Below are 26,505 nucleotides of genomic sequence, written 5' to 3'. Positions count from 1 at the left end.
CTCAGCCGGCCGGGCTCTGGGTGAACAGCGAGCGCAAGGCGGCGGCCCGGCTGTCGCGGACATGGAGCAGGGTGCCGGCCGCCGACGCCTCCTCGTCCCCCTCCGCGATGTGGCGGAGCATCACGGCGTGCTGGGCGCGCATGTGGCGGGATCGTGCAGACGCCCGAAGACGAACTGCAGCTGCCAGCCGAGCTGTTCCATCATCCGGCTGAGCAGGGGGTTGCCCGCCAGTGTGACGACGCCTGCGTGGAACCGCGTGTTGGCCGCCACCTCAGCCGACCCGTCCTCGGCGGCGGCCGCCGCCTCGGCGTCATCGAGGGCCCGGGTCAGCTCGCCCAGCGCGGCGGGCTGCCGGCCGCCGGCCTCCGTGACGCGTCGGGCCGCGAGCCGCGAGGCCTGTACCGCCAGCGGCTCCCACACCTCGTACAGGTGGATGACGTCGGCGCGGTCCATGCGACGCACCCGTGCTCCGCCGCGCGGCAGCGTGTCCAGCAGTCCTTCTGCCGCGAGGGATCGCAGGGCTTCGCGCACCGGTACCCGGGACATCTGCAGTTCCACGGCGACTTCGCGCTCCACGAGGCGGGTGCCGGGCGGGTAGCGCCGGTCCACGACGCGCCGCCGCACCTCGTCGCGCGCCCGGTCCGCGAGTGACGAGTCCTGAGTGCCGTCCACTGCGACCTGCCGTTTCCGTTCCTGGCGAGGAGCGTGTCCCCCGGGGACCGAGGATACGTGGCCGTTCGGAACCGGTCCGGACGCGGGACCCATCGAGGACACATCGAGCCGCTCACCCGGTATACCGCCTCCTCCTCGGCGGCCGAGCCGTCGCCGAGGGAAGCGATATCTCCTCGTCAACAACCAGACCTAAGCCGTGTATCGCCCGTGTAACCCGAACAGCCACCCGCCGAAACACGCGATCCCTACGGTCCCCCTCACATCGGTATACCATCAGATGGAGGCTTCGGCATGACTGACAGCGTCGATCAGCACACCGGCCGGACAGAACTGTCCGAGGAGTACGAGCACACGCCCGTCCCGCCGTCCGCCCGCCGCGGACTGCTGTCGGTGTCGGCCGTGTGGTTCGGCTTCCCGATGAATCTGGGGAACGCGGTGTTCGGCGGGGTCATCGTCTACAACCTGGGCCTCGTCCGGGGGCTGACGGCGATCCTGATCGGGAACCTGGTGCTGTTCGGATACGTCGGGGTGCTGAGTCACGCGGCCGCGCGCACCGGCGAGAACTTCTCGCTCCAGGCAGCCGGGGCCTTCGGCGCACGGGGACGGGTGATCGCCGCAGCCTTTCTCGCCACCGTCGTGATCGGCTGGTTCTCGTTCCAGATCGGGCTGACCGGCAGCACGCTCCACCAGACGCTCGGCTGGTCCACCTGGACCGGGGCGGTGGTCGGCGGCGTGGTGTACACGGCCGTCACCGTCGTCGGGATCCGCGCGCTGTCGCTCCTTGGCCTGGTCGCGGTACCGCTGTTCGTGGTCCTGTCCGGGGTCGCCATCGGGTTCGGCCTGCAGGACGGCGGGACGTCGCTGGGCGGGGCGCTCTCCTACGGGGGCGCAGGCCACGCCCTGTCGTTCGGCGGAGCGGTCGGCATCGTCATCGCCGGGTTCGCGGACTCGGGCACGATGACGGCGGACTTCACCCGCTGGGCGAAGGACGGGCGTTCCGGCGTGATCGCGACACTGTGCGCCTTCCCCTTCGCCAACGGGGTCGCCTTCGGTGTGGGCGGAATCGTCGTGGCGATCGGTGGCGCGGTGAATCCGGGGGTGGACGGCGGCGGTTTCCTGGGACTGCTCGCCGGGCACGGTCCGCTGCTGACGGCGTTCGCGGTGCTGTTCGTCTTCGCCAACCTGGGTTCCGTGGCGAGCCACTGCCTGTACAACGCCGCGGTCGGGTGGTCGTCGATCACCGGGGTCCGGATGCGTCCGCTGGCCGTCGCCCTCGGCCTGCTCGGTCTGCTGGCCGCGCTCACCGGGGTGTGGAGTTCCTTCCTCGACTGGCTGAACCTGCTCGGCGTCTTCGTGCCGCCGATCGGCGCGGTTCTCGTCGTCGACCAGATACGGCGTCGCAGGTCTCCCGCGCCGGTGCCGGCCGGGTACCGGACGGCGGCGTTCGCCGCATGGGCAGCCGGAGCCGCTCTGGCCGGTGCGGCGCACTGGCTGGCGCCGGGCGCGGCCGACGCGGTGGTGGGCATCGCGGTGGCCGCCGCGGTCTTCGTCCTGCTCAGCCCTCGGCGCGCGCAGGCGCCCGAACCGGCCGCCCTGCCCTCCGCGAGCGTCCCGCTCGGATGAACCACCCCCGCAATGTGTCCTCTTGGAGATGAAGTGAACCGAAGCGACCGTGACCTGCTCTGCGAACTGCCCGCCGCGGAGCTGGCCCGCCGGGTACGCGCACGCGAGCTCTCGCCGGTGGAGGTGGTGGATGCGGTGACCGCGCGACTGGCGGAGACCGAACCGTCCCTGCACGCGTTCTGCACGCCCGCCCCCGAGCGGGCCCGGGAGGCCGCTCGCGCGCTGGCCGGGCGGATCGCCCGGGGCTACCGTCCCGGTCCGCTCGCCGGCGTTCCCTTCGGGGTGAAGGACCTGATCTCCACGCGCGGTCTGCGGACGACCTCCGGCTCGCCCGCCTACCGGGACTTCGTGCCCGCCGAGGACGACATCGTGGTCGAACGGATGCTGGCGGCAGACGCCGTCGTGCTCGGCAAGACCAATGCGAGCGAGTTCGGCTACAGCGCCACGGGACACAATCCGCTCTTTCCCACCACCCGCAACCCATGGGACACCGCCCTCACCCCGGGCGGATCCAGCGCCGGCAGCGCAGCGGCGGTCGCCGCCGGGGTGGGTCCGCTGGCCCTCGGCAGCGACGGCGGCGGTTCGGTGCGGGTGCCCGCCGCGCTGTGCGGGCTGGTCGGGTTCAAGGCGTCGATGGGCCGGGTCCCGGTCTATCCGGGCTGCCGGGACGAGCGGTTCCCCGGGGTGTCCGGCTGGGAGACGCTGGAGCACATCGGCCCCCTCAGCCGCACGGTGCAGGACGCGGCCCTGGCCGTCTCCGTGCTCGCCGGACCGGATCCGCGCGACAGGCACTCCATCCCCTGCGGCGACGTGGACTGGGTGGCTGCCGCGCGATCGGGCGCCCAGGAGGGGGCGCCGGGGCTGCGGATCGCCTTCAGTGCCGGGCTCGGGTACCTGGCCGTCGACCCCGAGGTGCGCCGGGTGGTGTCCGATGCGGCTGCGGTGTTCTCCGGGGCGCTCGGCTGCGAGGTCGAGGAGACGGACCCCGGCTGGGAGGATCCCGCCGAGTCGTTCGCCGCGCTGATCATGGCGGACACGGACCTCGGCGGAATGCGGGAACTTGCCCGGCTGCACGGCTCGGCGATGTCGCCGCACCTGCGCGCGATGCTGGACCGCGACTGGACCGCGAGGGAGTTCACTGACGCGCAGATGGCGCGCAAGCACGTCGTCAACAGGACGGCCCGCTTCATGGCCCGCTACGACCTGCTGCTGACGCCCACGACCTGCGTTCCGGCCTTCCCCGTCGGCATCGAGGGCCCCACCCGCATCGACGGCAGGCAGGTGTCCCCGACCGCCTGGACCGGCTTCACCTCACCCGCGAACCTGACGGGCCAGCCCGCCATCAGCGTCCCGGCGGGCCTGACCTCCGACGGCAGGCCGGTCGGCCTGCAGATCATCGGAAGGCACCTGGCGGATGCCACGGTGCTCCGCGCGGCTGCCGCCTTCGAGCGCGCGGCGCCCTGGGCGCATCTTCGGCCGCCCACCGGCGGGACGACGGCGGCGTACCCGTCACCGGCCCCGGCAGCGGCCGGCTGAGCAGCGAAAGACCGGCCCCGACACGGCCGTCCCCGGGACGCGAGAGGCCGACGCCTGGTGAAATGGCCGGGGAGCCGCCCGGACCGGCGGGCAACTTTGCCGATCCTTTACCATGGGTGCTCCCCCTGCCGATCTTTACGAAAGGTGTGAGCGTCCGCCCATGGGCGAGCCTCCCAGTAGCCGACATCGCCGACATCGAGCGATCCACCTGCCCCTGCCCGATCATGGGACGGAGGTGAACCGATGACCGAAGTGCTTCTGCTGCTCGTGGCGGTACTGCTCTCCCTCGCCTGCGGCGCCTTCGTCGCGGCGGAGTTCTCCCTGACCACGATCGACCGGAGTCAGCTCGAACGGGCCGTGGAGCAGGGTGACCGGGGCGCCGAGAGCGCCATGAAGGCGGTACGCAGCCTCACCTTCCAGCTCTCCGGGGCCCAGCTGGGCATCACCGTCACCAACCTGGTGGTCGGCATGCTCTCCGAAGCGTCCATCGCGAAGCTGATCCGGGGTCCGGTCGAGGCCGTGGGTCTGTCGCCGGGCGTGGCCTCGTCGGTGGCCCTCGTCATCGGGACCGCCCTGTCCACCGTGTTCCTGATGGTCGTCGGCGAGCTCGTACCGAAGAACTGGGCGATCTCCTCACCCCTTGCAGTGGCCAGGGCCGTGGCCACCCCGCAGCGCGCCTTCACCGCCGTGTTCCGGCCCTTCATCAGCCATCTCAACAACACGGCCAACCGGATCGTGCGCCGCTTCGGGCTGGAACCGGCCGAGGAGCTCGCATCCGCCCGCACGCCGCAGGAGCTGGTGGCGCTGGCCCGGCACTCCGCCAAGGCGGGCGCGCTGGAGGCGGACACCGCCGAGCTCTTCGTCCGCACCCTCAACCTGTCGGAGCTCACCGCCGAGAACGTGATGACCCCTCGGGTCCAGGTCACCGCCCTGGAGGTACGGGCCACCGCGGAGGACGTCGCCAACGCCACCCGGGCGACCGGACTGTCCCGGTTCCCCGTGTACCGGGGCAGCCTCGACACCGTCGTCGGCGTCGCCCACATCAAGGACGTGCTGGCCATCCCGGCCGAGCAGCGGTCCCGTAAGCCGGTCGGTGACATGCTGCGCGAGCCGCTGCTCGTGCCGGAGACGCTGACCGTGGACCGGTTGCTGGACCGGCTCTCCGGAAAGCTCGCCATGGCGGTCGTCATCGACGAGTACGGCGGCACGGCGGGTGTCGTGACCCTGGAGGACATCGTCGAGGAGGTCGTCGGCGAAGTCCGGGACGAGCACGACCCGCACGAGACACCGGACCTCGCACCGGCCGGCGAGGACGCCGACGGCCGCACCCTGTGGTCGGCCGACGGCGCTGCCCGGACCGACCAGCTCGTGCGGATCGGGCTGAGGGCACCGGACGGGCCCTACGAGACCCTGGCCGGGCTGATCGCCGCGGAAGTGGGCCGGATCCCCGCCGTGGGTGACTCGGTCGAGCTCGCCGGCTGGCGGCTCGACGTGGTGGACGCCTCCGGGCGCCGCGCCGCGCGGGCGCTGCTGCACGCGCCACTGCCCGGGTCCCACGACGCGTCGGAGGACGAGCGATGACCGCCGTACAGCTCTTCATCGGCCTGATGACACTGGTCGTGAACGCCTTCTTCGTCGGTGCGGAGTTCGCTCTCATCTCCGTACGGCGGAGTCAGATCGAGCCGCAGGCCGAGGACGGCAACCGGCGGGCGCGCAGCGTCGTCTGGGGGCTCGAACACGTCTCGGCCCTGCTCGCCGCGGCGCAGCTGGGCATCACGCTCTGCACCCTGGTGCTCGGCATCGTGGCCGAACCGGCCATCGCCCATCTGCTGGAGCCGGTCTTCGACGCCGTGGGCGTGCCGCACGGACTGGTCCATCCGATCTCGTTCGTGATCGCCCTGTCCGTGGCCACGTATCTGCACATGCTGCTGGGCGAGATGGTGCCGAAGAACATCGCGCTCGCCGAGCCGGTACGGACCGCGCTGCTGCTCGGTCCGCCGCTGGTGACGCTGGCCCGGGCACTGCGTCCGGTGATCTTCGCGATCAACGCCTTCGCCAACGCGCTGCTGAAGCTCCTGCGGGTGGAGACCAAGGACGAGGTGTCGGCCACCTTCTCCGACGACGAACTCGCGCGCCTGGTGAAGGACGCCGGGGCCGCCGGGCTGGTCGACGACCGGGCGGCCGAGCGGCTGCACCACGCGCTGGAGCTGGGCCGCCGTCCGGTGCGCGATGTGGTGCTGCCGGTGGACCAGGTGATGTACACCAGGGTCGGCACGACGCCCGAAGAACTGGAGCGGCTCTCCTCCGAGAGCGGGTTCTCACGCTTCCCGGTGATGGACAGCGAGCAGCGGATCCTGGGCTACCTCCACGTGAAGGACGCCCTCGACGTCACGCCGCGCGATGTGCCGTTCCCGGTGACCGCGATGCGGCCGATCGCCCGGGTGCGTGCCGCCACGCCGCTCGACGACGTACTGACCGCGCTGCGGCGCAGCCGTACGCACCTGGCCGCGGTCCTCGACGAGAACGACAAGCTCGCCGGAATGGTGACGATGGAGGACGTGCTCCGGGAACTGGTGGGCCGGCCCCAGGCCCGCTGACGCGGGTGGGGGCGGGCGGGTGTTGTGGCGGGTCGCGGTCTGGGGGGCGGTTGGTCGACGCGGGCCTTGGCGACCGGGGCCTTGGTGGCGGGAAGCGCCCCTGCTGGCGGGAGTGGGCCTTGGTGGCGGGAGGCGCGTCCGGGACGTGCACCTCGCCCTCTCGCCCCGCTCCTCGCCCCCTCGCCACCCGAGAAGGGCTGGGCCACGCCCGCGATACGATCGCATCGCCATGGAAATGAATGCCACCTACACCAGTTTCGTCGCGATCGGCGACTCGTTCACCGAAGGCATGTCGGACCGACTGCCCGACGGCTCGTACCGGGGCTGGGCCGATGTCCTCGCCGCCCGGCTCGCAGCCCGCACTCCCGGGTTCCGGTACGCCAACCTCGCCGTGCGCGGAAAGCTCATCGGCCAGATCGTCGATGAGCAGGTGGGCGTGGCGGCGGCGCTGCGCCCGGACGTCGTGACGCTGGTCGGCGGACTCAACGACACCCTGCGCCCCAAGTGCGACATGGGCATGGTCCGCGGGCGGCTCGAAGAGGCGGTGGAGCGCCTCGCACCGTCGTGCAAGAAGCTGGTGCTGATGCGCAGCCCCGGGCGCAACGGACCCGTGATGGAACGGTTCCGGCCGCGGATGGAAGACCTGTTCGTCCTGATCGACGAGCTGGCTTCGCAGTACGGCGCGGAGGTCGTCGATCTGTACGGGGCGCCGGTGCTGGGTGACCCCCGGATGTGGGACGTGGACCGGCTGCACCTGACCGCCGAGGGACATCGCAGGGTGGCCGAGGCGGTCTGGCGGGCACTGGGGCTGCCGCCGGAGGACGACTGGCTTTTTTCGCAGCTGGCCGCCGCTGTCCCGACGCGCTGGGGGGCCCGGCGCGTCGACGATCTGCGCTTCGCCCGCGAGCACCTGTTGCCCTGGATCGGTCGACGTCTGACCGGCCGTTCGTCCGGGGACGGACGTTCGGGAGCGCACTTCAGCGCGGAGCTGGGCCGGGCCTTCTGGGTGACCCCCGAGGACGGCGGTGCGCCCGGCCCCGTCACCGCGTGGCGCCGGGTGGACCCGGACGAGTAGCACCCTTCCCCCTCTTCCTGGACCGCGAAGCACGGCGCCGCTCCCATGCCTCGTACGGGAGTTGCTGCCTTGTCGGGCCGGTGCGGATGGAGCGGGCGGCGAAGCACGGATGCGCACGGTACGGGGGTCGGCGCCCGGGTCGCGGGCCGCCGGGGTCTGCGGACGGCCGTGCACGGGCCTCGTAGCAACCCACAAACCGGGCCGCGGCGCCGACCTGCACAAACCGCCAGTAGAATCTGGACACGTGACTGCTCTGTCTGCGAAGCCCCGCATCCCCAATGTCCTGGCCGGCCGCTATGCCTCCACCGAGCTGGCCGTCCTCTGGTCCCCGAGCAGAAGGTGAAGCTGGAACGTCAGCTCTGGCTGGCGGTGCTGCGCGCCCAGAAGGATCTCGGGATCGAGGTGCCCGACGCCGCTCTCGCCGATTACGAGCGCGTCATCGACCAGGTCGACCTGGCCTCCATCGCCGAGCGCGAGAAGGTCACCCGGCATGACGTCAAGGCCCGCATCGAGGAGTTCAACGCCCTCGCCGGCCACGAGCAGGTTCACAAGGGCATGACGTCCCGGGACCTCACCGAGAACGTCGAACAGCTCCAGATCCGGCTCTCCCTGGAACTGATGCGCGACCGCACCGTGGCCGTGCTGGCCCGTCTCGGCAGGCTCGCGGGCGAATACCGCGAGCTGGTCATCGCCGGCCGCTCCCACAATGTCGCCGCACAGGCCACGACGCTCGGCAAGCGCTTCGCGACGGCGGCGGACGAGCTGCTGGTGGCGTACGGGCGACTCGAGGACCTGCTGGGCCGCTATCCGCTGCGCGGCATCAAGGGGCCCGTCGGCACGGCCCAGGACATGCTCGACCTGCTGGGCGGCGACGCCGGGAAGCTGGCCGAGCTGGAGCAGCGCATCGCCGGTCACCTCGGCTTCGCGCAGGCCTTCACCTCGGTCGGTCAGGTCTACCCGCGCTCGCTCGACTACGACGTGGTGACGGCTCTGGTGCAGCTGGCCGCAGCGCCCTCCTCGGTCGCGAAGACCATCCGCCTGATGGCCGGCCACGAACTGGTGACCGAGGGCTTCAAGCCGGGCCAGGTCGGCTCGTCCGCGATGCCGCACAAGATGAACACCCGCTCCTGCGAGCGCGTCAACGGCCTGATGGTGATCCTGCGCGGTTACGCGTCGATGACCGGCGAGCTGGCGGGCGACCAGTGGAACGAGGGCGACGTGTCCTGCTCCGTGGTACGCCGGGTGGCACTGCCGGACGCGTTCTTCGCGTTCGACGGCCTGGTGGAGACCTTTCTGACGGTGCTCGACGAATTCGGCGCCTTCCCGGCCGTCGTCGCCCGCGAGCTGGACCGCTACCTGCCGTTCCTCGCCACGACCAAGGTGCTGATGGGCGCGGTGCGCGCGGGTGTCGGCCGCGAGGTCGCCCACGAGGCCATCAAGGAGAACGCGGTCGCCTCCGCTCTGGCCATGCGCGAGCAGGGCACGGAGCGCAACGAGCTGCTGGACAAGCTGGCAGCCGACGCCCGCATCCCGCTGGACCGTGCACAGTTGGACGAGCTGATGGCCGACAAGCTCTCGTTCACGGGTGCGGCGGGCGACCAGGTCACCGCTCTCGTCTCCCGGATCGAGGAGATCACCAAGCAGCACCCGGCTGCCGCCGGGTACACGCCGGGCTCCATCCTCTGACGGCCCGACCCGACGCCTGATGACACCCGATGAGCTCCAGGCCGCCCGTGACCGCACTGTTCCCGATGTGGTCGCGGGCGGCCTGCGTGTGCTGTTCTGCGGAATCAACCCGAGCCTGATGACGGGTGCCACGGGCCACCACTTCGCCTTCCCTGGCAACCGTTTCTGGCCGGTACTCCATCTGTCAGGATTCACCTCACGGCAGCTGAGGCCCTCCGAACAGTCCGAGTTGCTCCAGTACGGGCTCGGCATCACCAATGTGGTCGCCAGGGCCACTGCCCGGGCCGACGAACTGTCCGCCGAGGAGTTCCGCACGGGGGGACAGCTCCTGACCGCCAAGGTGGAACGGCTGCGACCCCAATGGCTCGCGGTCGTCGGCATCACGGCCTACCGGACTGCGTTCGGCGAACGGAAGGCCCGCATCGGGCCGCAGGACCGGACGATCGGCGGGGCCCGGGTCTGGGCACTGCCCAACCCCAGCGGCCTCAACGCCCACTGGACCGCTCAGACGATGGCCGAGGAGTACGGACGCCTCCGCGAGGCCGTCACCTCGGACCCCCGCACCGCCTCCGGGGCCTTCACCGGCAGCCCGGGCGCCGACGCCGAAGGCGACGCCTGACCGTGTGGGCGGCCGGGCGGGCGGGAGCAGCGGGGCGTGGGGCTGACGGGGACAGCGGGCGCTGGGCGTACACGGTTGGGGCCAGGCTCGGCGGGCCGGTGAATGCAGGCGGTGAATGCGGGTCGATGAATGCGGGCCGGTGAATGCGGTGGCTGAGGCGGGCCGGTGGTTGGGGCGGCGGGCACACGGCGATGGTCACCCCGTCTGTCTCCCGCCTCGGGCAGTCCACGCGACTCAAGGCGGGTCGATCTCCGTCACCACGACACTCAACTCACACCCGGGCCCGTCCTCCTCCAGGTAGAGGCCGAGGGCTATCCACCGTTCCTCGATGCGCCAGAGCCGGAAGTACTCACAGCCCGCAACGGTCTCGGCCCAGGGGTCGGGTATCTCTTCGCCGGACATCATGCGCTCCTGCGCACTCCACAGACTGATCATCTGCGGCTCCCCCCACCGGGCACCGAGCAGCGTGATGAGCGCATCGTGCTCCGCGAGGCATTGAGCCCGGCGCTCCGGCCGTGCGGCCGCGTCCTCTTCCCAGTCATCGTCGTCCGCGTGCAGGAGAGCAGTGTGGTAGCCGGGTCCGCTGACTCCCGAGCCCGATCGGATGCGCTCCTCGGGAAATTCCCGGGCGCGCATCCCGTCGATGAGGCGGAGGTGATGTGCGGTGGTCATGCCGTCAGTAAACCGTCCGGCACTGACAACCGAAGCCTGGGTCCACGCTTTGAGCGGCTTTCAGCCACCCTATTCCAGCCCACCGACTACCTGATGATGCTAATTCGGCGTCAAGCGCGCAGTCCGGTCAAGTCCACGGCAAGACCTCCGGGTGGACGGACAAGCCCCTGCAGCCTCCCCTGACCTTGGCGGCCCGCCGCCGCACCAGGTGTCGTGGCTCATGACTTTGTCGTCACTCATGCGAGGGGTGCAGGCGCACACCACGCTGGCTGCTGAAGGCTGATGCGTCCCGGTCGACCGCTGCAAGTAGCGGCCGTTCGCCCGTGTGGCGGGGAGATGGGGAGCTCCCCAATCAAGCGGATCGTCACCGACAACGGGTCCTGCTCCCAGCCGGCGCCTGCCTTCGTTCGCGAGCTGCTTGGAGCACGGCACCAGCGCATCACGCCATGCAGATCGCCGCAGCGGCAAAGCGGAGAGATACAACCGCATCGCCTTCCCTCAGGGGAATTCCTTCACCCCCGGAGCTGGCAGCCAGAGCAACGAGGCTCAACGGCGCTCCGCGTCCCGAACACCCACTGCAACAAGCACCGTCCACACGGGGCAGCCGGAAACCGGCCACCGGCCGTCCGGCTGCCCCTGACCGTCACCGACCTCCTGCCCTCGTCCACCTAGGCATCCCGCCGCCGCAGTGCCCACCAACCGGCCAGCAGTGCCGCTGCGGCCCATGCCGCCGTGACGGCCAGTCCCGGCCAGGGTCCGAGGCTGCCTTCCGGGTGCTGGTGCAGCACCAACTGTCCCGCTCGGTCGGGGAGATAGTCGGCCGCACTGCCCGCAATGTCGCCGATAACGAACGAGGCGATCAGGATGAAGGGGATCAGCAGGCTGAGCACGGCAACCGCGCTCCGCAGCAGGACGGTCAGCCCCGCGGCGAAGAGAGCCATCAGCGCCAGATATATCCCGCCTCCGAACGCCGCCCGCAGGGCGCCTGGTTCTCCCAGGCCGATGGCGTACTCCCCCATGAACAGCTGTCCCACCAGAAAGGAACTGAAGGTGGTGACGAGCCCGACCGCCAGAGCCGCTCCCCGAGAAGTGACATCTTGACCGAGTAGAAGAGGGTGCGGCGCGGAACGGCCGCAAGCGACATCCGCAGTGCGCCGTTGAGGTACTCGGACGAGATCGCCGTCGCACCGAAGCTAATGGCGGCGATCTGACCGAAGTTCAGTGCGTAGAAGGCACCGAAGACGAGTTCGGCGTCCGCGTTGTCCGCCTCGGTCTGGCCGACAGTGGCGGAGGTGAGCACCGTGACGGCCATGGTGACGAGGAAGACGGCCATCAGGCACCCTGAGATGGAGCGCACCGATCTGATCTTGATCCACTCGGATCGCAGGACTGCGGTGGTCGACATGGTCAGGTCTCCTGTCGCGTGGTGGGCGGAGCAGCTGCCGACGCGAACTGCGCCGCATCGGCGGTGAGGTCCAGGTAGGCCTGCTCCAACGTGGCCTGCTCGTCGATGAGCTCAAGGACCGGAATGCCCTCAGTGGCGGCCATCGCTCCGATCTGCTCCGCCTTCACGCCCTCGACGGTCCAACGCCCGTCCTCCCCTCCGGCAGCGCGGTAACCCCTGCGCGCCAGGACCTCACCGAGCCGGGTGGATTCAGTTGTGCGCACCCGGGCCCGGGGCCGGCTGCGGGAGTCGAGGAACTCCTGCATCGGGAGGTCGACGAGGAGCCGGCCCCGCCCCAGCACGATCAGGTGGTCGGCGAACGACGACGTCTCGTTCATGAGGTGGCTGGAGACCAGTACCGTGCGCCCCTCCCGGGCGAGCCGCTTCATCAGTTCCCGGATCCAGATGATGCCTTCGGGATCCAGGCCGTTCGACGGCTCGTCCAGCATCACCACCTCCGGGTCACCGAGCAGTGCGGCCGCTATGCCGAGCCGCTGACGCATACCGAGCGAGAACGTCTTGATCCTGCGTCCGGCGACCTGGCCAAGACCTGCCTCGTCCAGCACCTCCTCCACCCTCCCGGCGCCCATGCCGTTGCTCGTGGCGAGAGCGAGCAGGTGATTGCGGGCCGTGCGCGAACCGTGAGCCGCCTGCGGGTCCAGCAGCACACCGACTCGGCGCAGCGGATCGTCCAGTTCCGCGTACGCCCGCCCGCCGATGGTGGCGGTGCCCCCGGTTGGCCGGTCCAGACCGAGGACGAGCCGCATGGTGGTGGACTTGCCGGCCCCGTTCGGTCCGAGGAATCCGGTGACCCGGCCGGGCCGCACGCGGAACGTGAGGCGGTCCACGGCGCGGGTCCCGCCGTAGTCCTTGGTGAGCTCGTGGACATCGATGCTGTTCATGTCCTCAGCCTGGCGGTCTCCCCGCTCAGGTCCCTCCCCCGCCGGAGTGGACCGTCTCCCTCGCTCGGGGGAGCCGCCGGGCCCGAGTGCGCTGGCACGATGGCGGCATGCTCCGCTTCCTCCGCCCGTTGGCTGTCCCGGTCACCTACACCCGCTGGCTGCATCTGGTCATGCCGTGTGCCGCAGTGAGCGTGTGGCTGTTCATCTCGATGGACACGCCATGGGTTCCCGTCGTGCTCGCGGCTCTGGTGGGACTGATACCTGGCATGCGTCTCGCCGAAGGGGTCCAGGCGCAGTTGTTGCTCACGTCGGCGGAGCGCGGAGACCCGGACGCGACCATCTCGGTAGCCTCGTCCGGCTCGTGGTCCGAGCGCTGGCGGACCTCGCTCTGGCTGGAGGTGCGGCTGCTGTGTGCGGCTGTGGCCGGAATGGCCACGGTGTGGCTGCCGGCCACGACGGTCGACCTCATCCGCTCAGCGTCGGGTTCGATACCGAGCGAGGACTGGTTCCGGCCTCGGAACACATTGGTGGGCTGCGCTCCTCGCACCTGTACCCCTGCTGATGATGCTCGCCGTGGTCGTGAGCTGCGGGGAGCTGATCACCGCGGCCGCGCGGTGGCTGCTGGGCCCGACGCCGGCGCAGCGGCTGACCGCGTTGGAGGAGCGCACCGAGCAGCTTCTCGAACGCAATCGGATCGCCCGCGAACTGCACGACTCGATCGGGCACGCCCTGACGGTGGCCGTCCTGCAGGCCGGTGCGGCCAGGCGGCCCAGGACGAGAAGTTCACCGACCGGGCGCTGGTGGCGATCGAGGAGACCGGCCGTGCCGCACTGGAGGACCTGGAGCGGGTACTGAGGGTGTTGCGCGAGGCGGGTGAGCCGTCGGGGCAGCGGCCGTCGCTGAGCGAGGCGGACCGGTTGCTGGATTCCGCACGGGGTGCCGGTGCCAGGGTCGACGCCGAAGTGTCCGGTCCGCTGGAGCAGGTACCGGGGTCGGTATCCCGTGAGGGGTATCGCATCCTTCAGGAGTCCCTCACCAATGCCCTGCGGCACTCGGGAGCGGTTCCCATCCGGGTCCGCATCAACGTCGCTGACGGCCGACTGGAGTTGGAGGTGAGCAACCCGTTCACGGGTTCGACGGGTACGTCCGGGGGCGGGAGCGGGTTGCGGGGTATTCGGGAGAGGGCCGCCCTGCTGGGCGGAAACGCCAAGACCGGTCCGTACGGAGGGGAATGGATGGTGCACGCGAGCCTTCCGCTGGACCGCATACGCTGAGCAAATGCCGGTTACCGTTCTTCTGGTCGACGACGAGCCCCTGGTCCGCGCGGGTCTGCGCGCGGTGCTGGAGGCCCAGCCCGATATCGAGGTGGTCGGTGAGGCGGGTGACGGAGCCGCGGTGATCCCGCTGGTGCGTCAGCTGCGCCCCGACGTGGTGGCGATGGACGTCCGCATGCCACTGATGGACGGCATAGAAGCGACCCGGGTGGTGCTGCGCACGGTGCCTGATCCGCCCAAGATCCTGGTGGTGACGACGTTCGAGAACGATGAGTACGTCTACGAGGCGCTGCGGGCGGGGGCGGATGGCTTTCTCCTCAAGCGGGCCCGGCCCGCGGAGATCGTGCACGCCGTGCGGCTGGTGGCGGAGGGCGAGTCCCTGCTCTTCCCGGCGGCGGTCCGGCAGCTCGCTGCCGAGTACGGCACGAGCAAGGCGCGGGAGGCCATGGACCGGGCTTCGCTCACCGAGCGCGAGGCTGCGGTGCTGCGGCTGATGGCGCGGGGCCTGTCCAATGCCGAGATCGCCGCCAGACTCGTGGTGGGAGTCGAGACGGTGAAAACGCATGTCAGCGCGGTGCTGGCAAAGTTGGGCGCCCGGGACCGCACCCAGGCGGTCATCGCCGCCTACGAGTCCGGTTTTGTCGCTCCGAGCTGATCCCGGGCGTTGCGGGCGGCATTTCGGCCCACGGTCGCCGTGCCTCTGAGCAGCGAGTACCATCCGCCTGACATGCGCACGAGCTGGGAGGACACACCGTGGGCCGGCTGACCGGTGGGGACCCGTCGCTGCTTCGTCGGATCAATTCCGCGGTGGTGCTGCACGCCCTGCGGGGCGCCGACTCCCCGACCCTCACGGACCTGACCCGGATCACCGGCTTGTCCCGGCCGACGGTCGAGGGTGTCATGGAGGGTCTCTTCGAGGCCGGACTGGTCGTCGAGTCGGCACCCGACGGCGCCGAGGCGCGTCGTCAGGGCCGTCCGGCCCGGCGGTTCCGGTTCCGGGCAGAGGCCGGGCATCTCCTGGGAGTAGAGATCGGCCCCCACAGGGTCTCGGCGCTGCTGTCGGGGCTGGACGGCCGGATCATCGGCGCCGGCTCTCGTGAGGTGTCGGAGACGGCCAGCGCGGACGACCGCCTCGACAGGGTGCGGACCGTGGTTGCCGATGTCCTGCGGCGGACCGGAGTGGCCCGCAGCAGTCTGCGTGCGGTCGGGGTCGGCAGCCCCGGCATCGTGGAGGCCGACGGCACCGTCCGGCTGGGCACGGCGCTGCCGGACTGGACCGGCCTGGCACTCGGCGAGCGGCTGAGGCGTTCCTTCCGCTGTCCCGTTCTCGTGGAGAACGATGCCAATGCCGCAGCCGTGGCCGAGCACTGGAAGGGCGCGGCCACGGAGTCCGACGACATCGTGTTCGTGCTGGCCGGGCTGAGTCCGGGTGCGGGTTCCCTCATCGGCGGGCGGCTGCACCGTGGTTTCGGCGGTGCGGCGGGCGAGATCGGCGCGCTGCACCTCCTCGGCCGTGACGTGACTCCGGAGAGGCTCCTGTCGACGACGGACACACCGCTTGACCCGCTGGACGAGCATGCGGTGGCCGCCGTGTTCGCGAAGGCACGGCACGGCGACGAGCAGGCGCAGGCGGCGGTCGAGCGGTTCATTCAGCGGCTGGTCCACGATGTGGCGGCGCTCGTGCTGGCGCTCGACCCCGAGCTGGTGGTCATCGGAGGGTGGGCCGCCGGACTGGACGGGGTGCTCGACCCGCTCCGCGGTGAGCTGGCCCGCTACTGCCTGCGCCCTCCACGGGTGGCGTTGTCGCTGCTCGGCGAAGCCGCTGTGGCAACGGGTGCGCTGCGGCTGGCACTCGACCACGTCGAGGAGCAGCTCTTCGCCGTGGAGGGAACGGTAACGGCCCGCCGCTGAGTGCGACGGGCCGTTGGGCGCGGTTCCCGCTGAGCTGCCGGGGCAGGCCCGGTCAGGATGCCTTGCGCTCCTGGTCGTGGTGGCTGATCTCCAGGTCGCCCGAGTCGCCGAAGGTGAGCCGGCAGGTGTCGGCCCGGTAGGTGGCGACGGAGACGGCCGCGGTGCCGCCTTCGGCGAGGTAGCGGGTGGTGACGACGAGCACGGGAGCGCCGGGAAGCCGGTCGAGCTCCTTGGCGTCGTCCGCACGCGCCGAACCGAGTTCCACCGAGCGGTCCTGGCCTTCGAGCCCGAGCCGGTGCAGCTCGCGCACGACGCCGCGGGCCCTGGCGGCTCCGGACGGGGTGTCTATCGCGGAGAGTTCGGGCACCGAGGACGACGGCACGTACAGCAGCTCGGCCGCGACAGCCTGTCCGTGGGTGACCCGGATCCGGCGCACGACGTGGACGGGCTCGTCGCTTCCCGTTTCGAGCATGACGGCCACCGCGGCGGGAGCGGCTTCGGTCCGGCAGTCCACCGGCTGCCATGCCTCGCCCGCGCCGCCACCGTTCCAGTCGTGCTGGCCGGTCGAGACGGCGACGCCCACGCGCGGCGGGGCGACCGTGGTTCCGACGCCCCGGCGGCGCTGAAGCCGGCCTTCGAGTTCGAGCTGCTCCAGAGCCTGGCGGAGCGTGGCCCGTGCGACTCCGAAGCGGGCGGCGAGCTCACGCTCGTTGGGAAGGACCTCCCCCACCGCAAAGTCGGAGTCGAGTGCCTCACTGAGCACGGTCTTGAGGTGCCAGTACTTCGGCTCCTGTACCGCTTCCAGCTGCGTGGTCCCCACCCTTGTCCTCCGCAATCGCCCAGCGGCTTTTCCGCGACGTTATTTATTAAAGGTTCCTGTCTTAACGTTGTGACCATAGGACGGCGCACCCCCTTGGTCAAGACCAATCCTTAGTCCGTAACGCTGTGAAACGGGGTTCTGCCGCAGAGCGTTCACAGGACGTTCGTGGACCGGTGTGCCGTGCGCAGCACAAAGCCCCACGTCCGGCTAGGTGCGTGGGGCCTCGCGGGCGCTATGGGGAGTTGACGGCGGAGCCTGGCCGTCCGGAGATGTGTCCTTCAAAGCGACCGGCGGACACCGGGCGGCTATGTGCCGACGAAAGTGGTGAGCTTGTCAGGATTGCGCACGATATATACGCATTGAATAACCCCATCCCGTACGTCGACCTGAATGACGCAGTCGGGCTCTCCACCGGCGAGCACCAGAATCGCCGGGCCGCCGTTCAGCTCCAGGCTCCGGATCTCCAGGTCCTGAGCCTGATCATGGGCGACGGCGTACAGGAAGCGGCCGACCTTGTCCGCGCTCTCCAGGATCCGCAGCGGAGCCTTGGACTTCCCGCCGCTGTCGCCGACGAGCCGCACGTCCGGCGCGAGGAGCGCCAGGAGCTCCTGGATGTCGCCGCCCGCGGCCGCGGCAAGAAAGCGTTCCGTGAGGTCGCGGCGGTGAACGGGATCGACGTCGTAGCGCGGCTTGCGCTCGCCCACATGATGCCGGGCGCGCCCCGCGAGCTGGCGCACGGCCGCCTCGGTGCGCTCCAGCGTCGCGGCGATCTCTCCATAAGGAAAACCGAAGGCTTCGCGCAGCACGAAGACGGCGCGCTCCAGCGGGGACAGCGATTCGAGGACCACCAGCACGGCGAGGGACACGGAGTCGGCGAGCACCGCCTGCTCCGCCGTGTCGGGCACGGCGGGGCCGAAATCGGTGACGAGGGGCTCGGGCAGCCAGGGCCCGACATACGCCACGCGATGCGACTGGAGCCGGCGCAGCCGGTCGACGGCGAGGCGGGTGACGATCCTGATGAGGAAGGCGCGCGGCCCTCGCACGTCATCCCGGGTCGCGGACGACCAGCGCAGCCACGCCTCCTGAACCACGTCCTCGGCGTCCGCGATCCGGCCGAGCATGCGGTAGGCGACCCCCGTGAGTACGGGCCGGTGCGCTTCGAAGACGTCGGTCGCTGTGTCGGCGGTCACCGTCCCATCCCAGCCGACGGGTCGCACGGTGTCCAGTTCGCATCGCCCGACCCCCTTGAACTCCAAGCTACCTGCGGGTAATTGTTGTTGACGCGCCGTCTAATCCGCCTGCAGGCACGGCCCCTCCGTGTCGGAACACCCGGGAGTAACTCCATGGCAACCACGGTCTCGTTCCCCGTCGAGTCACCGAACGGACCGCGGACTGTGTCCGTCGCCTATGAACGGACGGGGTCCGGGGAACCACTCCTGCTGCTCCACGGCATCGGCCACCACCGCCAGGCGTGGGACCCGGTGATCTCCGTCCTCGCCGCGGAGCGGGACGTCATCGCCGTCGACCTGCCCGGCTTCGGCGCCTCTCCCGGACTGCCGGACGGTGTCTCCTACGACCTGACGTCCGTCGCACCGCTGCTCGGGGCCTTCTGCGAGAAGCTGGGCGTGGACCGCCCCCATGTGGCGGGCAACTCCCTCGGCGGTCTGCTGGCGCTGGAGCTGGGACGCGAGAAGCTCGTACGTTCGGTGACGGCCCTCTCGCCCGCCGGCTTCTGGACCGAACCCGAGCGGCGCTACGCGTTCGGCACCCTGCGCGCGATGCGGCTGGCGGCGAGGTCGATGCCGTTGCCGCTCATCGAGCGGCTCTCCCGTACCGCAGCCGGTCGCACGGTCCTGACCAGCACCATCTACGCCAGGCCCGGCCGCCGTTCACCGGAGGCGGCGGTCTCGGAGACCCTCGCCCTGCGCGAGGCGACCGGGTTCCACCAGACGCTGGCCGCGGGGCTCGATGTCATGTTCACCGACGACGTGCCGGGGCTACCTGTGACCATCGCGTGGGGCAGTCGCGACCGGCTGCTCCTGCGCCGCCAAGGAGTCAGGGCGAAGCACGTCCTGCCCGGCGCCCGGCTGGTCCGGCTGCCCGGCTGCGGCCACGTGCCGATGAACGACGACCCGGCCCTCGTCGCGCGGGTGATCCTCGACACCAGTCGCTGAGCCCGTCGCCCGCAGGGACCCGCGCCGCCGCAGGACCCCCGACCCGGCCGCCACACCCAGCGCGACCAGACAGCTGCCCGCAGCCTGTGCGGCACCGTACGAGCCGGTGCCGACCAGCGGGGCGGTGAGCGCGGCGGAGACCGGGATGAGGCCGGAGAAGAGCGTGGCCCGCTCGGCGCCGATGCGCTGCATCCCCATGTACCAGCAGACGAACCCGACGACCGTGACCACGGCGGCCTGCCACAGCAGCGCCGCCGCCTCTCCGGGCGACGGCACCCGCAGGAATCCGCCGCCGTCGAGCAGCAGTCCCAGTGCGGCCGACTCGGCGGCGGCGAGCCCACAGACCGTCGCCGAGAGCAGCTTCGGGCCGAGTGGACGCAGGACCGGCACGGCGATGACGGCGAAACCCACCTCACCGGCCAGCGCACCGACGGAACAGAGGATGCCTGCCGCGTCGGTACGGCCCCAGCCCTGGACCGTGAACGCACCCGCGGCGACCAGCGCCGAGGCGTACAGCACGGCGCGGGTCGGCCGACGCCCGTCCAGCAGCGGCACGAGCACCGCGACGAGGATCGGGGCGCACCCGACGAAGACTCCCGGAACGGCGGGTTCCGCGGACTGCTCGGCGGCCAGGACGGCCAGGTTGAAGCCGACCATCCCGACGGCCGCGAGCAGGGCGAGGCGCCCCCACTGCCGGCCGCTGAGCGTGCGCAGGACGGCAGCGGGCGGGGGCTCGTTGCCCCGTCGCAGGAGGGGCAGGAGGAGCAGTCCGGCGAGACCGTAGCGAAGCGCCTGACCACCCGCGTACGGATAGTCGCCGAGGACGCTGTTGGCGGTGAAGGAGGCGCCCACGAGGACGCATGCCACGGCGGCGAGGAGGGCCCCGCGGAGATAGGTCACGTTCATGGCACCGACGCTAGGGAGCTCGGCGGCCCGGTTTAAGGTCCACCTTCATGACCTCTTCGGGGACCAATCCAGTACCGGTCGGCGGCGGGAGGGCGCAGGAATCGGTCTCGGCCGCCTGGGAGTTGCTGCTCCCGGCAGCATCCGCTCCGGCCCGCGGGCGCGGGCGCGCCCTCCAGTCGGCGCTGCGCGAGGCGGTCCGCTCCGGCCTTCTGGCGCCGGGGACACGCCTTCCGTCCAGTCGTGAACTCGCCGCCGATCTGGGCGTCTCACGCGGCCTGGTCACCGAGGCCTACGAGCAGCTGACCGCCGAAAGCTATCTGCGCAGCGGGCGCGGGGCGGGGACATGGGTGAGCGGATCGGTGCGCGCAGCGGCGGGCGGGGCCCGCGATCTCGCCCCGCGTGCTCCCGGCACGCTTGTCGACTTCCGGCCCGGCACCCCGGACCTGTCGCTCTTCCCGCGCGGTGCCTGGGCCGCCACCCACCGTTCGGTGCTCGCCCGGCTGCCGCACAGCTCCCTGGGTTACCCCGATCCGCGTGGACTGCCCGAGCTGCGGGATGCCCTCGCGGCCCTGCTGACGAGGCGCCGCGGGGTGGTCGCCGACCCGGAACGCCTGCTGGTGTGTTCGGGTGTGGCGCAGGCGACGACCCTGCTCGGATTCGTGCTGCACGGACGCGGGGTGCGCACGGTCGGTGTCGAGGATCCGGGGAGCCCCGAACACTCCGCGCTCTTCGCCTCCACGGGCCTTGCCGCGTCCCGCCTGCCGCTCGACGACGAGGGGCTGGCCACCGAACCACTGGTGCGTTCCGGAGTCCGCGCCGTCATGACCACCCCCGCTCATCAGTTCCCCACCGGGATCGCGTACTCCGCCGCCCGCCGCAGTCAGCTCCTGGACTGGGCGAGGGACGTGGACGGGGTGATCGTGGAGGACGACTACGACGGTGACTTCCGCTACGACCGTGCGCCCGTCGGGGCCTTGCAGGGTCTGGATCCCGAGCACGTCGCGTACACCGGTTCGGTGAGCAAGTCCCTGGCCCCCGGTCTGCGGCTGGGATGGCTGCTGGCACCGGCGTCGATGACGGACGAGATCGTCGACCGCAAGCGCACGATGGACCTCGGCAATCCGGCCGTCGACCAGGCGGTACTCGCCGATTTCATCGCCCGGGGAGGCTACGACCGCCAGCTGCGGCGCTGCCAGCGCGCCTACCGGGAACGCCGCGACATCCTGACCGCGGCGCTGGCCGAACACTTCCCCGGCACCGAGGTCAGCGGCATCGCCGCCGGGCTCCACATCATCGCGCGGCTGCCCGGACGGTACGGTCCCGAGGCCGGGTTCGCCGCCCGGGCGGCCGGTGCCGGCATCGCGCTGCGGCTGCTGAGCGACTGCGGCACCGCGCGGTCCGCGGGCCGCTCCGTGCGCCTGGTGCTCGGCTACGCGCAACTGGCGCCCGCCGACATCACCCGGGGAGTGCGCCTGCTGGCCGAGGCCCAACAGGGCTGCCACTGAGCGACGCCGATGGCGCGGGGGCCGGTATTCACCTCACGTTGGTGTGGGCGCCGCCGTCGGGCGCGAGGGTGGGCCGGTCGATCAGCAGTCCGTTCGCCCCACCCGCTGCCCCGGAGGCGCTTCGATGCCGTACCCGCGAATTCCGTCCCCCGACCGCCGTACCGTGCTGCGCGGCTCGGTGGCCGCCTCGGCCGCTTTCGCCCTGCCCGTGGCGGGTGCGGCGGCCCCTGCCTTCGCACGGTCGGGCCGGCCGGACGCGGCCTGGGGAGTGCAGGTGGGTGATGTCACGGCGTCCTCCGCTCTCGTGTGGGTGCGTTCCGACCGTCCGGCCCGGATGGTGGTGGAGACCTCGGCGACCGAGTCGTTCCGGCGTCCGCGCCGATGGCACGGTCCACTGCTGGGCCCGGGTACGGACTTCACCGGGACGACACCGCTGTACGGTCTGCCGCCGGGCGAGCAGGTGCACTACCGGGTGACGCTCACCGCGCCCGACGACCCGCGACGCACCGGCCGACCGGTGTACGGGACCTTCCGCACCGCCCCCGCGCGGCGCCGGGACGGAGTGCGTTTCCTGTGGTCCGGCGACATCGCCGGACAGGGCTGGGGCATCAACCCCGACATCGGCGGCTACCGGGTGTACGAGGAAATGCGCCGCCTCGACCCGGACTTCTTCCTCTGCAGCGGGGACAACATCTACGCGGACGGTGTGATCGAGCCCAGCGTGCCGCTGCCCGACGGCCGGGTGTGGCACAACGTCACCACGCAGGAGAAGGCGAAGGTGGCCGAGACCCTCGCCGAGTACCGGGGGAACTTCCGTTACAACCTCCTGGACGACAACCTCCGCGCGTTCAACGCGCAGGTGCCGTCGGTCATCCAGTGGGACGACCACGAGGTGCGCAACAACTGGTACCCGGGACAGATCCTCGACGACGCGCGATACACCGAGAAGAACGTGGACGTGCTCGCGGCGCGCTCGATGAGGGCCTTCCGCGAGTACTTTCCGGTGTCCACTCTGCACGAGCCGTCGGGCGGCGACCGGGTCCACCGGGTGGTGCGACACGGCCCGCTGCTCGACGTGTTCGTCCTGGACATGCGGTCCTTCCGCGACCCCAACTCCCCCGGCCGGCAGCCCGACGACACCACCGGGATCCTCGGCTCGGCGCAGCTGGCGTGGCTGAAACGCGAGCTGTCACGCTCCCGGGCGGTGTGGAAGGTGATCGCCGCGGACATGCCGCTCGGCCTGGTCGTGGCCGACGGCGCGACGGACTTCGAGGCGGTGGCCCAGGGCGACCCCGGGGCTCCGCTCGGCCGCGAACTGCAGATCGCCGAACTCCTGCGGTACATCAAGCAGCGCCGGATTACCGGCACGCTCTGGCTGACGGCTGACGTGCACTACACCTCGGCCCAGCACTACGCCCCGGAGCGGGCGGCGTTCAAGGATTTCGCGCCCTTCTGGGAATTCGTGACGGGTCCGCTGGCCGCGGGTCAGTTTCCCGCCAACGCGCTCGACGGAACGTTCGGCCCCGACCAGGTCTTCGTTCGGGCGCCGGCGCGGGCGAATGTGTCTCCGATGGAGACGCCTGCGCTCTTCGGCGAGGTGGAGATCGACGGGGACAGCGGCGCACTGACCGTGCGGCTGCGGGCACAGGGCGGCTCCGTCCTGTTCAGCAAGGTGCTGCAGCCGGGGCACGTGGGGCAGTGAGCCAGGGAGCCCGGCCCGCCCTGGTCGGTCCGCGTTCCGACCAGGGCGGGCCCGGGGCCGTTGGGGCTTCGCCCCTGGCCAGGTTTGGCTCGAACTTCCCTGGTCAACCGGACAAAAATAGGTGATAGGCGACTAGATACACACTTAACCCATCGGTCACAAGGCGTTCGTGATCAGGCAACACCACTCGGTCACAGTGAGGACATGACTGATGTGACATCCGCGAAGAGTGCCCGCCGCCCGCACCACTGGCGACGGGATCTCATCGAACTCGCCGCCCTGTTCACCGCCGTCGCCGTTGCCGACGCGATCGCCAACCTGATCGGACACCAGCCGGACGGCCCGTATCTGCTCGTCGCCTCGGCCCTGGCCCTGACCGCGACCGCCACGTTCCACACCTGGTGGGCACGGCGCCACAGCCACGCTCCCCCGCCGGATACCGACGGGGTGCCCGGCGTGGACGGCGCAGCGGTTCAGCCGGTCGCGGACGCCTCCGCCCCGGAGGCCGGGGCCGAGGAGACGACGCTGTGGCGGATGCGTACCACCGTCCGGGACGCTCCCGGCAGCCTGGCCGCCCTGTGCATCGTGCTGGCCCGGCACGAGATCGACATCCTCACCCTGCAGACGCACCCACTGGCGCAGGGCACGGTCGACGAGTTCCTGCTGCGTGCTCCCGCCACGCTTCCGGCCCAGCAGCTGACCCGGGCGATCTCCGCCGCGGGCGGCAGCTCCACCTGGATCGAGCGCGCCGACGCCCACGACCTGGTGGACACCCCGACCCGGGTGCTCGGCCTCGCCACCCGCACCGCGCTGGATGCCGCCGAACTCCCCCTCGCCCTGCGCCAGCTGCTCGGCCGGTGCACCATTCACTCGCTGCCGGCCGTCGGGATCACCGGCCGCGCCACCGGGGAGACCGCGCCTGTCGAAGGGGTCCTGGAGGAGACGGTGATGCGGCTGCGCGACCCGTCGGGCGGTGTCATCACCGTGGAGCGGCCCTATCTCCCCTTCACCCCCACGGAGTTCGCCAGGGCGCGCGCGCTGGTCGAGCTCGACGCCCGGCTCGGCCCCCGCGTCCCGCGCAGCGAACACGTGCTCACACTGCCCGAGGGCAACGAGATCACCGTGCGCCGGGCGGACCGCAGCGACCTCGAAGCGGCCCGCGCCATGCACGACCGCTGCTCGGAGCAGACCCTGCGGCTCCGTTACCACGGCCCGGTCCGCGACGCCGACCGTTACCTCGACCACCTGCTGAGCCCGCGCTTCGGCCGCACGCTCGCCGTGCAGACGGCCTCCGGCCGCCTGGTCGCCCTGGGCCACCTGCTCTGGGACGGCGACGAGACCGAGGTCGCCCTGCTCGTCGAGGACGACTGGCAGCGCCGCGGCATCGGATCCGAGCTCCTCGCCCGCCTGGTGGCGCTCGCCGTCGAGGCCGGCTGCGAGAGCGTCTACGCCGTCACCCAGGCGTCGAACACCGGCATGGTCGCCGCCATGCGCGCACTCTCGCTGCCGCTCGACTACCAGATCGAGGAAGGCACGCTCGTGATCACCGCGCGCCTGGGCGCGACGCCGGCACGAACCCTGCCGCCGTACGAGCAGGCGCGTCACTGAACTCCCGGCGCGCCGGCTCCTCGTAGCTGAGCGCCTGGCACAGGTCGGCCCAGAGGTCCTCGACGTCCTCCAGACCGACCGACATGCGCAGCAGCCGGTCGCCGACCCCCGATGCCTGCCGGTCTCCTTCATCCACAATGCGGTGGCTGATGGAGGCGGGGTGCTGGATCAGGGTGTCGACACTGCCGAGACTGACGGCGGGCGTGATGAGCCGTACCGCGGCGATCACCCGGTGCGGGTCCCCGTACACCTCGAACGACACCATGGCGCCCCCCAGTTCCGGGTAGTGGACGCGGGCGATCCGCGGGTCGGCGGCGAGCCTGCGGGAGAGTTCCGCGGCGCTCGCGGATGCCGCCCGCACCCGGACCGGCAGCGTGGCGAGGCCCCGCAGCAGCAGGTATCCGGCCATCGGATGCAGTACCCCGCCGGTGGCGAAGCGCACCTGGCGCAGCCGGGCGGCGAACTCCTCGTCGCAGGCGACGACTCCGCCCATCACGTCGCCGTGACCGCCCAGGTACTTCGTCGCACTGTGCAGCACGATCCGCGCTCCGTGCTCGACGGGCCGCTGGAGCACCGGTGTCGCGAAGGTGTTGTCGACGAGCAGCGGCACGGAGCCACAGGAGTGCGCGACCGCCCGGATGTCCACCTCGGCGAGCGTCGGATTGGCCGGGGTCTCCACGATCACCAGACCCGTGTCGGGGCGGATCGCGTCGGCGATGCCCGCCGGATCGGTCCAGGTGACCTCGGTGCCCAGCAGCCCGGCGCCGAGAAGATGGTCGCTGCAGCCGTACAGCGGCCGGACGGCCACCACGTGGCGCAGCCCCATGCTCGCGCGGGCCAGCAGCACGGCGGTGAGCGCCGCCATCCCGCTGGCGAACGCGACGGCGCTCGCGGTCCCTTCGAGCCGGGCCAGCGCCGTCTCGAAGCGACCGGTCGTCGGGTTGTCGAGACGGGCGTAGACGGGCGGACCGTCCGGGCGGGCGCCGGTGGCGGCGAAGGCGTCGATGCGCTCCGCCTCTCCCCTGGAGTCGTACGAGGGGTAGGTGGTGGACAGGTCGATCGGCGGGGCGTGCAGGCCGAGTGCCGCGAGGTCGTCGCGTCCGGCGTGCACGGCTTCGGTGGCCAGCGCCCTGGACCGGGTTGTCGTCGGGGGCGCGATCACGGCTTCGGTGTCCATGTCATTACTCTGAACACTCACCGGGATTTCTGCGCCGATGGCCGTGTTACGTTCGGCGAATGACCGATTCTGTCGCCTTGGACACGGTGGATCTACACATTCTGCGGTTGCTGCAGAACGATGCCCGGAGCACTTACCGCGAGCTTGCGGCAGAGGTGGGGTCGCCCCGTCGACATGTCTGGACCGGGTCGCCAGGCTGCGCCGCACAGGCGTCATTCTCGGCCATCAGCTGCGGCTGGACCCGGCCAGGCTGGGCCGCGGGCTTGAGGCACTGCTCTCCGTGCAGGTGCGCCCGCACCGCAGGGAGCTGATCGGCCCGTTCGTCGAACGGATCAGGACACTGCCCGAGTCCCGTGCGCTCTTCCATCTGACCGGCCCCGACGACTACCTGGTCCATGTGGCCGTTGCCGACACCGCGGATCTGCAGAGGCTGGTCCTGGACGAGTTCACCTCCCGCCGCGAAGTGGCCCGGGTCGAGACCCGGTTGATCTTCCAGCAATGGGAGTGCGGACCGCTCCTGCCGCCCTCGGGCCCGGCTGCCGCGCCGGGGCCAAGTCAGGCCTCCGGGCCCGAATGAGGGTGACGGGGCGCCACTCTCCGTA

At 71.1% G+C, this 26,505-nt stretch carries 17 protein-coding genes and 6 pseudogenes; 15 read left to right on the top strand and 8 right to left on the bottom strand.

Annotated elements, in window-relative coordinates:
• Window position 1: 1 nt before the first annotated feature.
• A pseudogene (locus LNW71_RS29735) lies at window positions 2–765 on the bottom strand (GntR family transcriptional regulator).
• Between the two features lie 198 nt (window positions 766–963).
• On the opposite strand from LNW71_RS29735, the gene LNW71_RS29730 reads away from it, so the two are divergent.
• From LNW71_RS29730 to mug, 7 genes and pseudogenes are all read left to right on the top strand, one after another.
• A complete protein-coding gene (locus tag LNW71_RS29730; RefSeq protein WP_250971018.1) occupies window positions 964–2,295 on the top strand; it encodes a cytosine permease in 1,332 nt (443 codons plus the stop codon).
• A gap of 33 nt (window positions 2,296–2,328) precedes the next feature.
• A complete protein-coding gene (locus LNW71_RS29725) occupies window positions 2,329–3,831 on the top strand; it encodes an amidase (protein ID WP_250971017.1) in 1,503 nt (500 codons plus the stop codon).
• Window positions 3,832–4,074: 243 nt separating this feature from the next.
• Window positions 4,075–5,412: a hemolysin family protein gene (locus LNW71_RS29720; RefSeq protein WP_250971016.1), complete on the top strand. Its 1,338-nt coding sequence runs from the start codon at window positions 4,075–4,077 to the stop codon at window positions 5,410–5,412.
• Window positions 5,409–6,428, top strand: coding sequence for a hemolysin family protein (locus LNW71_RS29715; protein WP_250971015.1), 1,020 nt, complete (start codon window positions 5,409–5,411; stop codon window positions 6,426–6,428). Before LNW71_RS29720 ends, LNW71_RS29715 begins: the two co-directional genes overlap by 4 nt.
• A 229-nt stretch (window positions 6,429–6,657) precedes the next feature.
• A complete protein-coding gene (locus tag LNW71_RS29710; protein WP_250971014.1) occupies window positions 6,658–7,503 on the top strand; it encodes an SGNH/GDSL hydrolase family protein in 846 nt (281 codons plus the stop codon).
• Window positions 7,504–7,747: 244 nt separating this feature from the next.
• Window positions 7,748–9,189 (top strand): annotated as a pseudogene (purB, locus tag LNW71_RS29705) (adenylosuccinate lyase).
• A 19-nt stretch (window positions 9,190–9,208) separates the two neighbouring features.
• Window positions 9,209–9,808, top strand: a complete 600-nt coding sequence (gene mug, locus LNW71_RS29700; RefSeq protein WP_250971013.1) for a G/U mismatch-specific DNA glycosylase — start codon at window positions 9,209–9,211, stop codon at window positions 9,806–9,808.
• A 234-nt stretch (window positions 9,809–10,042) separates the two neighbouring features.
• Here mug and LNW71_RS29695 read toward each other — a convergent pair whose 3' ends face one another.
• The 3 genes and pseudogenes from LNW71_RS29695 to LNW71_RS29685 all read right to left on the bottom strand — a co-directional run bounded on the left by LNW71_RS29695 (window position 10,043) and on the right by LNW71_RS29685 (window position 12,826).
• On the bottom strand, window positions 10,043–10,480 hold the full coding sequence (locus LNW71_RS29695) for a hypothetical protein (protein WP_250971012.1): 438 nt from the start codon (window positions 10,478–10,480) through the stop codon (window positions 10,043–10,045).
• 668 nt (window positions 10,481–11,148) lie between these two features.
• Window positions 11,149–11,885 (bottom strand): annotated as a pseudogene (locus LNW71_RS29690) (ABC transporter permease).
• Window positions 11,886–11,887: 2 nt separating this feature from the next.
• Window positions 11,888–12,826: an ABC transporter ATP-binding protein gene (locus LNW71_RS29685; protein WP_250971011.1), complete on the bottom strand. Its 939-nt coding sequence runs from the start codon at window positions 12,824–12,826 to the stop codon at window positions 11,888–11,890.
• Window positions 12,827–12,933: 107 nt separating this feature from the next.
• Between LNW71_RS29685 and LNW71_RS29680 the strand changes: the two are divergent.
• The 3 genes and pseudogenes from LNW71_RS29680 to LNW71_RS29670 all read left to right on the top strand — a co-directional run bounded on the left by LNW71_RS29680 (window position 12,934) and on the right by LNW71_RS29670 (window position 16,011).
• Window positions 12,934–14,100: pseudogene (locus LNW71_RS29680) on the top strand (sensor histidine kinase).
• Between the two features lie 4 nt (window positions 14,101–14,104).
• Complete coding sequence (locus LNW71_RS29675) at window positions 14,105–14,755, top strand: response regulator transcription factor (RefSeq protein WP_250971010.1); 651 nt, start codon at window positions 14,105–14,107, stop codon at window positions 14,753–14,755.
• Window positions 14,756–14,853: 98 nt separating this feature from the next.
• Window positions 14,854–16,011, top strand: coding sequence for an ROK family protein (locus LNW71_RS29670; RefSeq protein WP_250971009.1), 1,158 nt, complete (start codon window positions 14,854–14,856; stop codon window positions 16,009–16,011).
• 52 nt (window positions 16,012–16,063) lie between these two features.
• On the opposite strand, the gene LNW71_RS29665 is transcribed toward LNW71_RS29670, so the two are convergent.
• Complete coding sequence (locus tag LNW71_RS29665; RefSeq protein WP_250971008.1) at window positions 16,064–16,831, bottom strand: GntR family transcriptional regulator; 768 nt, start codon at window positions 16,829–16,831, stop codon at window positions 16,064–16,066.
• 305 nt (window positions 16,832–17,136) lie between these two features.
• Window positions 17,137–18,021: an RNA polymerase sigma factor SigJ gene (gene sigJ / locus LNW71_RS29660; protein WP_250971007.1), complete on the bottom strand. Its 885-nt coding sequence runs from the start codon at window positions 18,019–18,021 to the stop codon at window positions 17,137–17,139.
• Between the two features lie 153 nt (window positions 18,022–18,174).
• Between sigJ and LNW71_RS29655 the strand changes: the two genes are divergently transcribed.
• A complete protein-coding gene (locus LNW71_RS29655) occupies window positions 18,175–19,005 on the top strand; it encodes an alpha/beta fold hydrolase (protein WP_250971006.1) in 831 nt (276 codons plus the stop codon).
• 60 nt (window positions 19,006–19,065) lie between these two features.
• Here LNW71_RS29655 and LNW71_RS29650 read toward each other — a convergent pair.
• Window positions 19,066–19,911: pseudogene (locus LNW71_RS29650) on the bottom strand (DMT family transporter); the annotation flags it as partial.
• A gap of 47 nt (window positions 19,912–19,958) precedes the next feature.
• Between LNW71_RS29650 and LNW71_RS29645 the strand changes: the two are divergent.
• The 3 genes from LNW71_RS29645 to LNW71_RS29635 all read left to right on the top strand — a co-directional run bounded on the left by LNW71_RS29645 (window position 19,959) and on the right by LNW71_RS29635 (window position 24,726).
• Complete coding sequence (locus LNW71_RS29645; protein ID WP_250971005.1) at window positions 19,959–21,416, top strand: PLP-dependent aminotransferase family protein; 1,458 nt, start codon at window positions 19,959–19,961, stop codon at window positions 21,414–21,416.
• A 124-nt stretch (window positions 21,417–21,540) separates the two neighbouring features.
• A complete protein-coding gene (locus LNW71_RS29640) occupies window positions 21,541–23,118 on the top strand; it encodes an alkaline phosphatase (protein ID WP_250971004.1) in 1,578 nt (525 codons plus the stop codon).
• A gap of 204 nt (window positions 23,119–23,322) precedes the next feature.
• Window positions 23,323–24,726: a GNAT family N-acetyltransferase gene (locus tag LNW71_RS29635; RefSeq protein ID WP_250971003.1), complete on the top strand. Its 1,404-nt coding sequence runs from the start codon at window positions 23,323–23,325 to the stop codon at window positions 24,724–24,726.
• Here the strand turns inward: LNW71_RS29635 and LNW71_RS29630 are convergent.
• Window positions 24,662–25,903: a PLP-dependent transferase gene (locus tag LNW71_RS29630; RefSeq protein ID WP_250971002.1), complete on the bottom strand. Its 1,242-nt coding sequence runs from the start codon at window positions 25,901–25,903 to the stop codon at window positions 24,662–24,664. The genes LNW71_RS29635 and LNW71_RS29630 overlap by 65 nt on opposite strands.
• Window positions 25,904–25,962: 59 nt before the next feature.
• On the opposite strand from LNW71_RS29630, the pseudogene LNW71_RS29625 reads away from it, so the two are divergent.
• Window positions 25,963–26,480: pseudogene (locus LNW71_RS29625) on the top strand (Lrp/AsnC family transcriptional regulator).
• The last annotated feature ends 25 nt before the right edge of the window (window positions 26,481–26,505 follow it).

Origin of the sequence: Streptomyces sp. RKAG290 (assembly GCF_023701695.1) — a bacterium.
Classification (GTDB): domain Bacteria; phylum Actinomycetota; class Actinomycetes; order Streptomycetales; family Streptomycetaceae; genus Streptomyces.
Note: the sequence above shows the minus strand (reverse complement) of the source record. Positions and strands in the feature narration are given on the sequence as shown.